16 protein-coding genes are annotated in these 14797 nt (G+C 68.8%); 7 read left to right on the top strand and 9 right to left on the bottom strand.

The genetic code is table 11. The features are described 5' to 3' along the window. Nucleotides 1-48: 48 nt before the first annotated feature. Nucleotides 49-1224: a thiolase family protein gene (locus tag AC5P9I_RS02475; protein ID WP_049467905.1), complete on the bottom strand. Its 1176-nt coding sequence runs from the start codon at nt 1222-1224 to the stop codon at nt 49-51. Nucleotides 1225-1406: 182 nt separating this feature from the next. Here AC5P9I_RS02475 and AC5P9I_RS02470 point away from each other — a divergent pair, with 182 nt between their 5' ends. Continuing rightward, nucleotides 1407-4250 (top strand): autotransporter serine protease, encoded by a 2844-nt coding sequence (locus AC5P9I_RS02470; protein ID WP_049467907.1) that lies wholly within the window; start codon nt 1407-1409, stop codon nt 4248-4250. A 47-nt stretch (nt 4251-4297) separates the two neighbouring features. Here AC5P9I_RS02470 and AC5P9I_RS02465 read toward each other — a convergent pair whose 3' ends face one another. Continuing rightward, on the bottom strand, nt 4298-5395 hold the full coding sequence (locus AC5P9I_RS02465) for a Glu/Leu/Phe/Val dehydrogenase dimerization domain-containing protein (RefSeq protein WP_049467908.1): 1098 nt from the start codon (nt 5393-5395) through the stop codon (nt 4298-4300). Between the two features lie 277 nt (nt 5396-5672). Here AC5P9I_RS02465 and AC5P9I_RS02460 point away from each other — a divergent pair, with 277 nt between their 5' ends. After that, a complete protein-coding gene (locus AC5P9I_RS02460; protein ID WP_049467910.1) occupies nt 5673-6749 on the top strand; it encodes an HDOD domain-containing protein in 1077 nt (358 codons plus the stop codon). Nucleotides 6750-6752: 3 nt separating this feature from the next. On the opposite strand, the gene AC5P9I_RS02455 is transcribed toward AC5P9I_RS02460, so the two are convergent. The 3 genes from AC5P9I_RS02455 to AC5P9I_RS02445 all read right to left on the bottom strand — a co-directional run bounded on the left by AC5P9I_RS02455 (nt 6753) and on the right by AC5P9I_RS02445 (nt 9720). Next, entirely contained in the window at nt 6753-8321 is a 1569-nt protein-coding gene (locus tag AC5P9I_RS02455; protein WP_049467913.1) for a phospholipase D family protein, read from the bottom strand. A gap of 152 nt (nt 8322-8473) precedes the next feature. Next, nucleotides 8474-9172 carry an RNA pseudouridine synthase gene (locus AC5P9I_RS02450; protein WP_049467915.1) on the bottom strand — a complete coding sequence of 233 codons (699 nt, stop codon included), beginning with the start codon at nt 9170-9172 and terminating at the stop codon, nt 8474-8476. A 47-nt stretch (nt 9173-9219) separates the two neighbouring features. Continuing rightward, the gene (locus tag AC5P9I_RS02445) at nt 9220-9720 is read right to left on the bottom strand and encodes a M48 metallopeptidase family protein (RefSeq protein ID WP_495217240.1); all 501 of its coding nucleotides are present in this window, start codon (nt 9718-9720) and stop codon (nt 9220-9222) included. Between the two features lie 62 nt (nt 9721-9782). Here AC5P9I_RS02445 and AC5P9I_RS02440 point away from each other — a divergent pair, with 62 nt between their 5' ends. Both AC5P9I_RS02440 and AC5P9I_RS02435 read left to right on the top strand, forming a co-directional pair. Then, the gene (locus tag AC5P9I_RS02440; RefSeq protein WP_130767853.1) at nt 9783-10340 is read left to right on the top strand and encodes a DUF2058 domain-containing protein; all 558 of its coding nucleotides are present in this window, start codon (nt 9783-9785) and stop codon (nt 10338-10340) included. 169 nt (nt 10341-10509) lie between these two features. Next, entirely contained in the window at nt 10510-10776 is a 267-nt protein-coding gene (locus AC5P9I_RS02435) for a DksA/TraR family C4-type zinc finger protein (protein ID WP_049467919.1), read from the top strand. A 516-nt stretch (nt 10777-11292) separates the two neighbouring features. On the opposite strand, the gene AC5P9I_RS02430 is transcribed toward AC5P9I_RS02435, so the two are convergent. Beyond that, nucleotides 11293-11886 carry a mechanosensitive ion channel family protein gene (locus tag AC5P9I_RS02430; RefSeq protein WP_187756695.1) on the bottom strand — a complete coding sequence of 198 codons (594 nt, stop codon included), beginning with the start codon at nt 11884-11886 and terminating at the stop codon, nt 11293-11295. Between the two features lie 34 nt (nt 11887-11920). Then, nucleotides 11921-12100, bottom strand: a complete 180-nt coding sequence (locus AC5P9I_RS02425; protein ID WP_049465095.1) for a hypothetical protein — start codon at nt 12098-12100, stop codon at nt 11921-11923. 126 nt (nt 12101-12226) lie between these two features. Here AC5P9I_RS02425 and AC5P9I_RS02420 point away from each other — a divergent pair, with 126 nt between their 5' ends. Genes AC5P9I_RS02420 through AC5P9I_RS02410 form a run of 3 tightly spaced genes read left to right on the top strand, consistent with a single transcriptional unit; the run spans nt 12227 to nt 14227 of the window. Beyond that, nucleotides 12227-12805 (top strand): RNA polymerase sigma factor, encoded by a 579-nt coding sequence (locus AC5P9I_RS02420; protein WP_049465092.1) that lies wholly within the window; start codon nt 12227-12229, stop codon nt 12803-12805. Continuing rightward, nucleotides 12802-13335: a hypothetical protein gene (locus tag AC5P9I_RS02415; RefSeq protein ID WP_049465091.1), complete on the top strand. Its 534-nt coding sequence runs from the start codon at nt 12802-12804 to the stop codon at nt 13333-13335. Before AC5P9I_RS02420 ends, AC5P9I_RS02415 begins: the two co-directional genes overlap by 4 nt. A 10-nt stretch (nt 13336-13345) precedes the next feature. After that, nucleotides 13346-14227, top strand: coding sequence for a DUF4097 family beta strand repeat-containing protein (locus AC5P9I_RS02410; RefSeq protein ID WP_049465089.1), 882 nt, complete (start codon nt 13346-13348; stop codon nt 14225-14227). 49 nt (nt 14228-14276) lie between these two features. Here AC5P9I_RS02410 and AC5P9I_RS02405 read toward each other — a convergent pair whose 3' ends face one another. Both AC5P9I_RS02405 and AC5P9I_RS02400 read right to left on the bottom strand, forming a co-directional pair. Next, nucleotides 14277-14459 (bottom strand): hypothetical protein, encoded by a 183-nt coding sequence (locus AC5P9I_RS02405; protein ID WP_005410566.1) that lies wholly within the window; start codon nt 14457-14459, stop codon nt 14277-14279. A gap of 11 nt (nt 14460-14470) precedes the next feature. Then, nucleotides 14471-14764 (bottom strand): YkgJ family cysteine cluster protein, encoded by a 294-nt coding sequence (locus AC5P9I_RS02400; protein ID WP_053462562.1) that lies wholly within the window; start codon nt 14762-14764, stop codon nt 14471-14473. Nucleotides 14765-14797: the final 33 nt, after the last annotated feature.

The following is a 14797-nucleotide window of genomic DNA, read 5'->3' as shown; positions in this document are numbered from 1 at the left end:
TGTCAAGCGATCCCGCATTCATTTTTGCGAAATCATCGTTAAATCGTTTTAAATCAATTCGATGGCAATTGCCGTTGCTTCGCCGCCACCAATGCACAGGGTGGCAATGCCGCGCTTGCCACCGCGCGTGCGCAGGGCGTTGACCAGCGTCACCACCAGGCGCGCACCGGAGGCACCGATGGGATGGCCGAGTGCGCAGGCGCCGCCATTCACGTTGAGCTTGTCATGCGGGATACCCAGTTCGCGCATCGGCGCCATCGCCACCACGGCAAAGGCTTCGTTGATTTCGAACAGGTCGACCTGGTCCAGCGACCAGCCGGTCTTGGCCAGCAGCGCGTGGATCGCGCCGATCGGGGCGGTGGTGAACCACTCCGGTTCCTGCGAATGGGTGGCGTGGCCGACGATGCGCGCCAGCGGCGTGATACCACGCGCGGCAGCATCTTCCTCGGTCAGCAGGACCACCGCAGCGGCGCCGTCGGAGATGCTGGAGGAACTGGCCGCAGTCACGCTGCCATCCTTCTTGAAGGCCGGGCGCAGGGTCGGGATCTTGGCGATGTCGGAGCGGCCCGGCTGTTCGTCGGTGGCGACCTCCACGTCACCCTTGCGGGTGGCGACCTTGACCGCGACGATCTCGTCGGCGAACGCGCCGCTGGCCTGCGCGGCCTGCGCGCGCTTGACCGATTCGATCGCGTAGGCGTCCTGCTCCTCGCGGCTGAACTGGTACTTGTCCACGGCGCACTCGGCGAATTCACCCATGGCCTTGCCGTCGTAGGCATTGACCAGGCCGTCGTGGGCCATGTGGTCGACCGCCTGGAAGTTGCCGAAGCGGTTGCCGGTGCGCGAGTTCGGCAGCAGGTGCGGGGCGTTGGACATCGATTCCATGCCGCCGGCGACCACGATGCTGGCCGAGCCGGCCTTGATCAGGTCATGGCCGAGCATGATCGTCTTCATGCCCGAGCCGCACACCTTGTTGAGGGTGGTGGCGCCGGTCGACAGCGGAATGCCGGCGGCGATCGCGGCCTGGCGGGCGGGCGCCTGGCCGAGGTTGGCCGGCAGCACGCAGCCCATCAGGACCTCGGAGACGTCGCTGGCCGGGACACCCGACTGTTCCAGGGCGGCAGCGATGGCGGCCGCGCCGAGGGTGGGGGTCGGCACGCCGTTGAACTGGCCGAGGAAGGAGCCGATGGCAGTGCGCTTGGCGGCGGCGATGACGATGTTGGACATGGCAATCTCGTTGATGCGTAAGCAATGTTCGGAAAGGAGACCGTGGACGTTGGAAGCGCCCCGGTTTCCCGGCAGACTGCGTGGGGGTCGGCCCAAGTATAGAGGGTCGGGAAGGGCTGCCGCTGGGCAGCGCCGCACGCCTGCCGGGATGTAGGCAGGCCAACGTTCATGGGAAGGAATCGATGGAACGCACGATGAGGGTGAAATCCGCGCTGGCAACGGCGATGGCGATGGCGTTGACGGCATGCGGGGGAGGCGGGGGCGGCGGCAACGTCCGCATTGATCCTCCTCCGACCACGCCGACACCCCCGACCACGCCTCCGCCGACGACACCGCCGCCGGCCAAGCCGCAGGAGCCGGCGTTCGACGCGCACCTGTCGGTGACCAACGCGCGGGCCGCGCAGGCCGCCGGGCTGACCGGGCAGGGGGTGCGCATCGGCATCGTCGATTCGGGCGTGCAGCGCAACGCGGCGGCGCTGAACGGGCGCGTCGTCGCCAACCTCAACTACATCGATCCCGCCCGCAACAACCTGCAGGTCGACGACGTGGTGGGGCATGGCACGGCGGTGGCCAGCCTGGCTGCCGGTGCCGCGGTGGGCTCCTGGCCGGGCGGCCTCGCCCCCGGCGCACAGATCGTGTCGGCGCGGATCATCGCCGACAAGCCGCCGGTCGATGACGGCAGCGGCAAGGGCAATTCCTTCAGCGGTCCGCTGGGTGTGGCGCAGGTCCACCAGGACCTGATCAGCTACAACGTCAAGGTGATGAACAACTCCTGGGGCGGCCTGTACTGGACCGACCTGCCGACCACGGCCCAGGTGGCGGCCGAGTACCGTCCGTTCGTCATCAACCATGGCGGCCTGGTGGTGTTCGCCGCCGGCAATGATGCGCGCGCCGAACCGAGCAGCCTGGCCGCACTGCCCAGCCAGCAGGGCGTCGGCGGCTCGCTGCCGGCGGCCGACCTGGAGCGCGGCTGGCTGGTGGCGACCGCGGTCGACCCCTACACGCCCGGTACGCTGGCCAGCTATGCCAACGCGTGCGGCCAGGCCGCGCGCTACTGCCTGGCCGCGCCGGGCAGCGCGGTCTATCCCGACGCCAATGGCAGCACCTATTACTGGAACTACGGTACGTCCTTCGCCGCGCCGCTGGTTTCCGGCGCCGCCGCACTGGTCTGGCAGCGCTATCCGTATTTCGACAACAACCTGGTCCGGCAGACCCTGCTGGGGACCGCCAAGGACATCGGTGCGCCCGGCGTGGATGCGGTGTTCGGCTACGGCCTGCTCGACATCTCGCGGGCGATCAAGGGGCCGGGGCGCTTCGACTGGGGCGATGTGGTGGCCAATGTCGATGCGCCGTCGAGTGGCTCGCTGTGGAGCAACGACATCGTCGGCAGCGGCGGGCTGGTCAAGCAGGGCGGGGGCACCCTGGTGCTCGGCGGCAACAACAGCTACGCCGGCGCTACCCGCATCGAGCGCGGCATCCTGTCGCTGCAGAACGGCAGCGTGATCCGTTCCAACGTAACGATCCTGGCGCAGCCCGATCCGGATTCGACCGGCCTGCAGTTCAATGGGGGGACGCCGCGCGTGATCGGCAACGTGGTCAACGGCAGCAGCGTGTTCCTGACCACCGGCAACACCACCGGCACCATCGAGGGCAACTACACCCAGCAGGCGGGTGCACAGCTGATGATCGCGCTCGGTGCCAATGCGCTGCAGGTCACCGGCAACGCCACGCTCAATGGCGGCGTGCGCGTGCATGGCTTCGTTTCCGGCTATGTGCCGCAGAACGGCAGCCGCCAGGACCTGATCCACGCCGCCGGTGGCCTGAGCGGCACCTTCAGCAGCCCGGCCACCTCCAGCGGCCTGCAGGGCCTGTCGTTGCTGCAGAGCAGCTACGGCTATGACAGCAACACGGCCTGGTTGAACCTGACCCAGGTCAGCGTCACCGCAGCGGCGGCCGGGCTCACGGCCTCGGCGCAGTCCGCCGCGCAACGCGTGGAAAGCGCATTCGGCGCGCTCGATGGCAGTCCCGCCCTGCAGGGCTCGGCCTTCGGCACGGCGGCCGGTGCGCTGCAGTGGACCGGCGGCGGCAGCGAAGGCCTGGCGGCCAGCCTGCAGAGCCTGTCCGGGCAGGCCCATGCACGCGCCGAGTCTGCCACCTTCGACAGCATCGACATGTCACGCCGTGCGATCGCCGAGCGCTTCGATCGCGTGCAGGCGGCGCCACGCCTGCGCGGGGCCTGGCAGAGTGCGCTCGGCGAGGCCGGGCAGGGCAGTTTCGCCGGCAACGCGGCCGACAGCCGTGGCTGGATGGCCGGCCAGGACCTGCCGCTGGGCAGCACTGGGCTGATGGGCGTGGCTTTTGGCGAAACCCGCAGCAACGGTGGCAACAGCTTCGGCGGTGATCGTGGCCGTGATCGCCAGGCGCAGGCGCAGTTGTACGCCGGCTGGAACCTGGGCCGGGGCTATGCGCTGGCCCAGGTCGGCAGCGGCCAGTTCACCCGTGCGCTGGATCGCCAGCTGCTGCTGGGCGCGGGCGCGTACGGTGTTTCCGCGCGTTATGGCGGACGCTTCAGCAGCGCCAGCGTTGAAGGCGGCTACCGCTTCGGCCACGCGGGCGCGTCGTTGACGCCGTACCTGGGCGCCAGCACCACGCGCGTGGACACCGATGCCTTCAACGAGCGGGGCGGTTTCGGCTTTGGCCTGCGCGGTGAGGCCAACCGCGTGCAGCGCAGCCAGATGCTGGCCGGTATCCGTGGAGAACGGGGCTGGGGCCGCTGGACCCTGCGCGGGCACGCCGAGTGGCAGCAGCGGCTCGACGGTGCCGATGCGGACTGGCAGGCCAGCTTCGTGGGAGTCGATGCCTGGGCGCCGCTGGCGGGATGGAACACGCCGCGCGGCAGTGCGCTGTTCGGCGTGGCGCTGGAGTCGTGGTGGGGCCGCACTGGCCGCCTGAGCCTGGGCTTCGACCAGCGCGTCGGCGGTGAAGGCGCGCGCCAGGCGGCGTTGCGCTACAGCACCGGGTTCTGAACGGGCGGTCGCGCCGGGTCGAAAGCCCCGGCGCGACATCGGCAGGCTCAGCCGCCGCGCAGGTTGCCCAGGCGCGGGGTGCTGCGGCCGAGCGGCATCTTCAGCTTGCCGATCGACAGGATGCGGCTTTCGGCGATGCGGTCGGCCGCACGCTGCGGCGCGATGTTCTCGCGCTGCGACAGTTCGAAGATGCGGGTGAGGTTGTGGTAGATGCTGCGGATCAGGCGCATCGCGCGTTCGCGGTTGTAGCCGTCGATCTCCAGCGACACGTTCATCACGCCGCCGGCGTTGACCGCATAGTCCGGCGCGTAGAGGATGCCGCGTGCGTGCAGCTCATCGCCGATCTCCAGGCTCGACAGCTGGTTGTTGGCGGTACCGCAGATGATCCTGGCCTTGATGCGCGGCAGGGTGTCGGCGTTGATCGCGCTTTCCAGCGCGCACGGTGCGAACACATCGGCGTTCACTTCGTGGATCTCGTCCGGCTTGACGGCTTCGGCGCCGAAATCGCTGACTGCACGGTCAACCAGCGCGCTGTCCAGGTCGGTGACATACAGCTTGGCGCCGCGATCGCGCAGCAGCTTCACCAGTTCCATGCCGATGTGGCCCAGGCCCTGCACCGCGATGCTGGTCTTGCCCACTTCCTCATGACCGAACTTGAAGCGCATCGCCGCCATCAGCGCCTGCAGTGCGCCATAGGCGGTGAACGGCGCCGGGTCGCCGGAGCCGCCATGGACCTGGTGCACGCCGGTCACGAACTGGCTCTCCAGGTAGATGTTCTCCATGTCGTTGACGTCGGTGCCGACGTCCTCGGCAGTGATGTAGCGCCCGCCCAGCGAGTCGACATACCGGCCGAACGCGCGGAACAGGACCTCGGTCTTGTCCACTTTCGGGTCGCCGATGATCACCGCCTTGCCGCCACCAACGTTGAGGCCGGCCAGCGCGTTCTTGTAGGTCATCGTCCGGCTCAGGCGCAGCACATCGGCCAGCGCCTCGTCGGTGCTGGCGTAGGGACGCATGCGCACGCCGCCCAGGGCCGGGCCCAGGGTGGTGTTGTGGATGGCGATGATCGCCCGCAGGCCGGCATCGTGGTTGTGGCAGAACACCACTTGTTCGTGGCCGGTGGTGGCGAGGGTTTCGAATAGCATGGCGTCTCCGATGGCGCGAACAGCGGCGAACTGCAGCGAACGGCCAATGAACGGTAGGGTCCCAAAACAAAAAAAGCGACGTCGTCATGGCAGGGGGACGGGTCGCGCGGCGCCATTCTAGTCCATTCCCCCGGCCGATGCCGTCGAGGTTGGCGGGCTTTCGGTTAAAGAAGATGAAAGTGCGGCCGATGCTGCGACGACGGCGGGTGGCCGGACGGGCGTGAAGAGGCAGGCGGTCAGTGACGGCAAAGGCACTACAACGACAGGTCGGGCGGCGATGACACGGGCCTGGTGGCGGTCGCTGCGCAGCTGGTTGTCGCGTTCCACCGGGACGGCACCGTCGCGGCTGGTCGCTGCGTCCCGCCAGGCCGTGGCTGCCGCAGCGGCCAGCCTGCAGGGCGAGCCGCTGCCATCGGCGGAAATCGCCGGCCACCTGCAACGCGGGCTGCATGCGCTTGCGCTGTATCCGCGGCTGGCCGGCGAGCCGACGCCGGTGCACGCCCCGGGCCTGGGCGAGGCGGTGGCGCGCGCGCTGCAGGACCGCGACTGGGCGGCCAAGCAGCTGCCGCGCCGGCCGCAGCTGCTGCCGCAGCTGATCCAGACCGTCAACGACGATGCCGCCTCGGCACGGGTGATGGCCGCGATCATCGGCCAGGACCCGGTGCTGACCGGCAATCTGCTGCGCATCGCCAACAGCCCGGCCTACAAGGTCCACGAGCGCCCGGTCGAGAGCCTGCAGCGGGCGGTGACGCTGGTCGGCACCGAAGGCGTGCGGCAGATCATCAGCGCGGTGCTGGTACAGCCGGTGATGCAGGTGCAATGCGAGGTGTTCCCGCAGTTCAGCACGATCATCTGGGAGCACGCGCTGCTGGCATCACGCGCCGCGGCCGACCATGCGCGCACGGTGACCTTCGGCGATGCCTTCGCCGCGCAGTGGCTGGGCCTGGTACAGGGGCTGGGCGCTGCCCTGGTGATGCGCCAGTTGCTGCAGGAGGCACAGGCCCGCGGCGAGGCCGTGGAGCCGGCGCTGGCCCTGCAGCTGCTGCAGCAGTGGTCGTTGCCGTTGGCGCAGCGCGTCGCCGCTGCGTGGGAATTGCCTGAGCCGGTGCACCAGGCCCTGGCGGTGGATGCGCAGGGACCGCTGGCCGACAGCCTGCGCCTGGCCAGCGCCGCCGCAGCGGCCAGCCTGTTGTGCCGCCATGGGCATGCCAGCCAGAGCCGCATGCTGGCCCTGCTGGAACAGCTACCGACCGCGCCGCCGCACGCCTTGCGCTGGATCTGGCGACGCCTGCATGGGCGCAGCGTGGAGACGCTGGATGACGCCGGGCACGCGCCGGCCGGCACCGCGCGCTGAGCGCTACAGCTGCGATTCGACCGGCAGCCAGCTGATCACGCGCGACAACCAGCGCTTGCGCGCTGTTGCCCCTGGCTCGGCCTCGACCCAGTGTGGCGGCGGTTCGCGCTCCAGCCAGCGCAACCGGCGGCGGTCGTCCAGCGCCAGCCACCAGCTGTGCCTGGGGTCAGCCAGGCGAAGGTATTCGTCCCGCAGCTGTGCACCCAGCACCGGATCGTCGAACAGCACACCCATTTCGGTGTTCAGGTAGGCCGAGCGCGGGTCCAGGTTGAAGGAGCCGACGAAGCCGCGGCGGTCATCGATCAGGAATGCCTTGGTGTGCAGGCTCGCGCCGCTGCTGCCGAACACGCCGGCATCGCCGGACTGTCCCTGTGCCTTCAGCTCGTACAGGTGGACGCCGGCTTCCAGCAGCGGCACGCGGTAGCCCATGTAGCCCCCGTGCACGGCGGCGACGTCGTTGGCGGCCAGCGAATTGGTGACCACGCCCACCTGCACGCCCCGCCCGGCCATCGCCGAAAAGCCATCCAGGCCCTCGTTGCCAGGCACGAAGTAGGGCGAGATCAACAGGGCCTTGTGTCGGGCGGCCTGCAGCTCGCTGATCAGGGTCGACACCAGCCAGGCGGCGCGATCATCCCTGCGGTGCTTCATCGGCGGGTCCGACACGATGCGCACTGCACCGCTCCAGTGCAACGGCTCGGGGCTCGGGCGCTGCCGCTGGCGTGATTCGGCCACGCGCGCAAGGTACGGGCGGGCCACGTCCCGCTGCGCCTCATGGTCCGATTCGCGCACCAGCAGGCGCAGTTGTGCGTCGGTATGGAAGGCAAGCGCGGATACCGGAATGGCGGTTTCGCTGTTCCAGTAGTCGTCGAAGATCCGGTTGGCCTGCTCCACCGCGGGGCCGGCGACCAGCAGGTCCAGATCCTGGAAGTTCACATCGGTGCGCGCGCTGAAATACTCCTCGCCGATGTTGCGGCCACCGACGATCGCGACGCGGCCATCGGCGATCCAGCTCTTGTTGTGCATGCGGTGGTTCACGCTGAAGAAGCGCTGCACCATCTCCACCATGCGCAGGATGCCGGTCCGGTTGCGGAACGGGTTGTACAGGCGGATCTCGATGTTCGGATGGGCATCGAGCGCCATCATCAGCGCGTCCTTGTCCTTGGCATTCATGTCATCGAGCAGGATGCGCACGCGCACGCCGCGCTCGGCGGCGTCATACAGCGCCTTGGCCATCAGGTGGCCGATGAGGTCGTCGTGCCAGATGTAGTACTGCAGGTCCAGGCTGCGCCCGGCCTGGGTGGTGATCATCGCGCGCGCGGCGAAGGCATCCATGCCATCGCTGAGGAAGGCCACGCCCGACTGGCCGGGATGGGCCGCCTGCAGCGGCACGATCTGCTGGTCGATGCGGGTCTGTGCCGGCTGCAGCGGCAGCACGTGCGAAGGCGCGCCATGCGCCTGCGGCGTGAGATGGTCGGCCAGCAGCAGTCCGGACAGGACCAGCAGCACCAGCGCGGCGAGGATGATCGCAGCAACACGCAGCAGGCGTCGCCACAGCGGCTTGGGCAGGCTCATGCCCCGATGGTAGAGCTACGCCATGCGTGAAGGAATGCCTGCAGGATCGATAGGGGGTCAGGGCCCTTGCCTGCGGCAAGGGACCCAACCCGAGGGAGCGTCACCGATGGGTCGGATCACTTGCCACAGGCAAGGGCCCTGACCCGCATACCTCAGAACCGCTCGTCGCTGCCCAGGTAGCGCCACTGCCCCGGCGGCAGCGGCCCCAGCGCCACGCGGCCGATGCGCAGGCGGCGCACCGCCGTCACCTGCAGGCCGGCAGCCGTCACCGCCACGCGCAGGCCCTTGGCGGTCAGCCCCTTGCCGGCGAAACGCAGGCGCTGTTCGCTCTGCCAGCTCACCTTCGCGCCACCGGATTCCTGCTGCAGCCGCGCCAGCAGCCACGGGCCGCGCTCGGGGCCGCCGTCGGCCACCTCGATCAGGTATTCCTGTTCGGTGCGCCCCAGGTTGCGCTGCAGATGGGCCAGCGTGGCCGGGTCCTGGCTGACCACGACCAGGCCGCTGTCGCTGGCCGGAAGCGAAGCGCCCAGCTGCAGGCCATGGAAATGCCGCTGCAGCGGACGGATGTCGCTGGCGTCGAGTTCGCTGCGGCTGTCACTGCTGACCAGGCTGCACAGGGTTTCGGCGGCGACGCCGGCCGGCTTGTGCAGCAGCATGCTGACCCGTTCGGCCTTTTCATCGCTGGCCTGTTCGGCCACCACGATCACCGCGCTGTCGTCGACCGGCCGCTGCGGCTGTTCCACCACCTCCCCATTGACCGTGACCCAGCCGCCCTCGATGTAGCGCCGGGCTTCGCCACGCGGGATGCCGAGCAGGGCGGACAGGCGTTTGTCGAGACGGATCGGTTCCATGACAGGCAGGTCGGGCAGGGGGCGCGCAGTGTAGCTGCTGCGGCCGGTCAGCGCTGGCCGCGATTGGCCAGCTCGGTCAGGTACAGGCGGGTGTCGAACTCCAGTTGCAGGTAGTCCGGCTTCATGTGCTGGCACAACTGGTAGAACGCCTTGTTGTGGTCGGCTTCCTTCAGGTGGGCCAGCTCATGCACCACGATCATGCGCAGGAACGCCGCGGGTGCCTGGCGGAATACGGTGGCGATTCGGATCTCGCGGCTGGCCTTGAGGCGGCCACCGTGCACGCGGGAGATGGCGGTGTGGGTGCCCAGCGCGTGCTTGATCACTTCCAGCGTGTTGTCGTAGCAGACCTTGTTCAGCGGCACCGACTTGCGCAGGTAACGGTCCTTCAGCTCCTGGGTGTAGTCGTACAGCTGCCGATCGCTGCGCACCTCGTGCGGGTCGGGATAGCGCTGCTGCAGCCAGGGGCCGAGCTTGCCCTGCGCCAGCAGCTCGCTGACCTGGGCGACCAGGGGTTCGGGATAACCGGTGAGGTACTTCAGGACTGCCATGCAGGGCCGGCGGGGCGTCGGTAGAATGGGGCATCCAAGATTACACGCGGTACGCACCGACCATGGCAAAGCCCAACGCGCTGCAGGAACAATTGCTCAAGGCCGGCCTGGCCAAGAAGTCGCAGGCCAGCGCCGCCGCACGCGAGCAGGCCAAGGCCCGCCAGGGCAAGGCCGAATCGACCTCAGCCGAGGTCCAGCGCGAGGCTGAACGCGCCCGTGCCGAAAAGGTCGAGCGCGACCGCGCGCTGGCCGCCGAGCGCAACGCCCAGGCCAGGCAGGCGGAACAGAAGGCCCAGTCCCGGCAGATCATCACGGCCCACGCGGTGCCGTACAAGGGCGACGATGAGTACCGCTTCAGCGATGGCGCCGCAATCCGTACGTTGCTGATCGATCCCAAGCTGCGCAAGGCGCTGTCGGTGGGCGTGCTGGTCATCGTCGCCCACGGCGACGGCTATGCGTTGCTGCCCCGCGCCGCCGCCGAAAAGGTGCGTGAACGCGCACCCGAAGCCATCATCGTCGACCACGGCCAGCCGGGCTCGACCGCCGAAATCTCCACCGGCAACGCCGAAGACGACGCCTACTACGCGCAGTTCCAGGTGCCCGACGACCTGGTCTGGTAAGCAAAAAGGGGACGGAGGGGATTAAGTCGCAATCGGCCTGATCGGATCCGTCCGCGTTCTGTTTGGCATCCTGAAGCGCAGCCGAGCACGGCTCGGCTTTACAGGAAGGCCTTCCTTTTGCCGGGGTGTATCGTCCCCATATCGGGCGACACACCTGCGGAGGATAGCCATGGCCACCGGTTGGGCAGGAGATGGCGCGGTCCAGGACCAGATCGACGCCACTGTCGATGATGCGATTGCCCGCGCGCGGCGCCAGCTGCGCGACGGCCCCGGTCTGGAACACTGTGAGGAATGCGACGCGCCGATCCCGTTGGCGCGGCGCCAGGCCGTCCCTGGGGTTCGCCTGTGCGTGGCGTGCCAGCAGGCGCATGACGACGAAGCGCAGGCGCATGCCGGCTACAACCGGCGCGGCAGCAAGGACAGCCAGTTGAGGTAAGGGGTGCTCGGCAGGGCTGTGCCCTGCACCCGCGGTAGTGCCGGCCGCTGGCCGGCAACAGCAACAGCTGGCATTCCGTGGGTTGGCAGGGCGGTGTCGGAGTGCGGGGACGCCGTGAACCCGTCCATGGGGGGCTTGGCCGCGGCATCCATGCCGCAGACACCCCGCACTCCGACACCGCCCCGCCTCTGACAGATTTCCGCGATCGGGAGATCCCGCCGTGCGTGGATAAATCTCCATCGAAATCGAAAATTTCGATATCGGAACGATTTGAGCCGAGCATGGCTGGGCTCTACAGAAGAACGGACAGATCGCGGAAATCTGTCGAAGGCGGGGTGGGGCCGGTTGAGGGGGCGTGAGCCGCATGGATGCGGCGACCGAGCTTACATGGACGTACTTGCAGCGTCCCCCTCAACCGGCCCCACCCCGCCAGCCCACGAAATGCTGGCTTTTGCTGTTGCACTGGCGGTTGATGTTGATTCGGCAGGTGCAGGGCGCAGCCCTGCAAAGCCACCCTCAGCCGTCGCCCTGGATGCCGCCGGGCGCCTGTGCCGGGTCGCGCCAACGGCGCACCGTGCGCTGGAAGAACAGGTTGTTCGGCAACTGCAGCACCGTGCCTTCGTGGCCGTCGCCGGTTTCCTGCAGCGTGGTGTAGATCAGGTTCACGTCGATCACCCGGCCCTTCAGGCCGGGCTTCTCGCCGTTCTCCAGCACCTCGATGTAGTCGTGCAGGCGGAACGGGCGGGTGGTGAAGATCAGCAGCGTGCAGAAGATGTTGGACAGCACGCTCCACGCCGCGAAGAAGGCCACGGCACCGACTGCGGCAAAGCCGGTGAACGCCGTCCACAGCACCGAAGGCGACGCGCCAAGCAGGCTGAGCATGTACAGAAGGGCGCTGAAATAGACCACGAAACTGATGATCCGCCGGGCGCCCATCGCCATCTCGGGCGGCAGCGTGTAGTGCTCGGCGAAACGACGGATCAGGCGCCGCGCCAGCACCCGCAGCAGCCACGCGGCGAGCAGGGTCAGCAGGATCTTCACGGCGATGCCCACGTCATGCAGCCAGGGGTGGGTCCAGGGGGGCAGGTGATCCTTCAGCGACAACATCATGGGGCGACGACAGAGCGAGAAACGGCCCCCGATGTTACCCGGCGCGTGCAGGGGATTCGACCGCCGGGGTCCAGGCCAGGCAGACCAGCGCCTGGCGATGCTGCTGCAGGCAGGCGCGGCCGTGGTCCGGGCGCAGCTGCACTGACAGCCCCAATGCCTGGAGTACGGCGCAGGTGGCGATCACCAGCAGGGCGGCGCAGGCAGGGCTGGACATGGCAGGACTCCCGGACGACGTTTTCGCGAAGGACCTTCCATGGATGCAGCCGCCGCCGAAAAGGTTGCATCGCCCGCCGCGACGATCGGCTCTAAACCTTTTCCCGGGCCGCCGCATCCAAGCGATATGCTCGACACCACCATGCCAGCACCGCCTGCCGCCCACGACGCCATCGACGAACCCGCCCTGGTGCGGGCGGCGGCCGCCGGCGATACCGCAGCGTACGAACATCTGTACCGGCGCCATGCACCACGCGTGTTCGCCGTGCTGTGGCGGCTGTGTGGCGGCCAGCAGGCACGTGCCGAAGATGCCCTGCAGGAAGCGTTCCTGCAGGCATGGAAGGCGCTGCCGGGGTTCCGGTTCGAAAGCAGCCTGTCGACCTGGCTGCACCGTCTGGGCGTCAACGCCGCACTGATGGAGCTGCGCGGGCGCGCTGCCGGGCAGGACCACGACAGCCTGGACGAAGTCGACGGCGGCCTGCAGGAGCTGGCGGTGCACGACCGTTGTGCCGGTACCGAGCGCGACCTGGAGCGCGCCCTCGCGACGTTGCCGCCGAGGGCCCGTGCGGTACTGGTACTGCACGACATCGAGGGCTGGAAACACCATGAAATCGCCGAGCAGCTGCAGATGGCCGTCGGCAGTTCGAAGGCACAGTTGCATCGTGCGCGCGGCCTGTTGCGCGCACGGCTGGGAGACATGACATGAGTACACACGAACACGATTCCGATCACGACCTGCTGGCCCGGCTGCGCGGGCTGCCCAGCGAGCGCGATGTCCCCACCGATGGCTGGGCACGCCTGTCGGCCCGGCTTCCGCCGCGTGAACCACAGGCGATGCCTGCGCCGGCGGGCAACGTGGTCGCCCTGCCAGGTCGCTCGCGCCGACGCGGGTGGCTGCCGGTCGGCGCTGCCCTGGCGGCCAGCCTGGCGGTTTACGCCGTGGCACCCTGGCGCCATGCGCAGCCAGACGCGCCGGTACCATCCACCCTGCAGCTGCAGGCGGCGGCCATGACCGAGCAGTACCAGCAGGCCGTCGCCTCGCTGCCCGATGGCCGCGCGCCGGAATGGCAGCCGGCGTTGCACGAACTGGATGAAAGCGCGGCGCAGATCCGTGCCGCGCTGGCGCAGGACCCGCGAGCGCCCCACCTGCTTGGACAGCTCAGGCGCACTTACGCGCTGCGGCTGGAACTGACCCGGCAGGCGGCCTATGCCGCCGAGTCCGGCCTGACGACCTGAGGAGACCCCCATGACCCGAACCCTGATGACCTGCTGTGCGGCACTGTTGCTGGTGCCCGTAGTGGCCCTGGCTGACACCCGGATCGACGAGCGTCACAACCTGGCTGCGGGCGGCCGCATCGAACTGAGCAACGTGGCCGGCAAGGTGACCGTGCGTGGCTGGGACCGCAACGACGTGCAGCTCACCGGCACGCTCAGCGACGGCCTGCAGCTGCGCCAGGAGAAGAGTGCCAACCGCGTGCGCTGGGAGATCGAGTATCCGCGCCGCAGCAACAATGGCGGCGCGACGCTGGTGCTGAACGTGCCGCGCTCGGTGGAGCTGCTGCTGAGCACGGTCAGTGCCAGCCAGGACATCAGTGGCATCGACGTGCGTCGGCTGCAGGCCGACACCGTCAGCGGCAGCCTGAGCGCGGCGGGCCGCAGTGGCGACAGCAAGCTCAACACGGTCAGCGGCAGCGTGAGCGCCCGCCTGCAGACGCCGAAGCTGGATGTGAACACGGTCAGTGGCCGTATCGACGCAGGCGGCGGCGTGTCCGGCGATATCGGCGCACAGACCGTGTCCGGACGGGTCGAGGTCGATGCCGGCCGGGTGCAGCGGCTGGCGGTGGAAACCGTATCGGGCAGCATCGACCTGTCGGCGGCCGGGTTGGCGCCGGGCGGTCGCATCAATGTTGAATCGGTGAGTGCGTCGGTCAACCTGCGGCTGCCACGCACGGTCTCGGCGCAGCTGTCGGTGAACAGCTTCAGTGGCTCGATCAACAGCGACGCCGGCCAGGTGGAGCGCCCGCGCTACGGGCCGGGCAGCCATCTGGACACGCGCCTGGGCAGCGGCGATGGTGACATCCGCATCCAGTCGCATTCGGGCAGTGTGCAGGTGCGCCTGGATCGCTGAGCGCGGTCCGGCAGGCCGCGGCGGCAGCGCCGCCGCGGTCGGAGCGGGGTCAGCTGGCTTTTTTCAGCGCCCAGGTGGTGCCGAGGACTTCGATCTTGCCACCGGCCTTGCGGAACGCTGCCAGGTCCGAAGCGATAGAATCGCTGCTGACCACGGTGCTGGCGGCCGCGCCCTTGCGTTCGCTGCGGATGCTGTTGCTGGCCTTCGCGGGGGTCTTTGCCTTGCGGGGCATGGTTGCTCCTGTCAGGTGGAAGGGGAGGAAAGCGCCCAGGCGTCGGCCTGGCGCAGGTAGTCCTGCCGCTCGCGGCGGCAGTCATCGCCGCCCATCGAAAACTGGCGGCAGATCGCCGGGCGCTGCGAATAGATCGTGCAGCGCAGGTGATAGGGATCGATCGCCGCGCACCAGCCTTCCTCGTTGCGCGCCATCACGGCACGGCCGTGGGTGTCGCGTGACAGGAACTGGCCGGGCACGTGGTCGCCGGGCTGCAGCAGTACCGGCAACCGGCAACAGACCGCGTCACAACGGCGGCAGTCGATGGGTGCAGGTGCTGCGTCAGGTTGTAAGGCCAC

This window comes from Stenotrophomonas sp. YJH_SMC_29 (assembly GCF_059371235.1).
The sequence above is the reverse complement of the archived record's forward strand: the minus strand, read 5'-3'. Positions and strand labels throughout refer to the sequence as shown.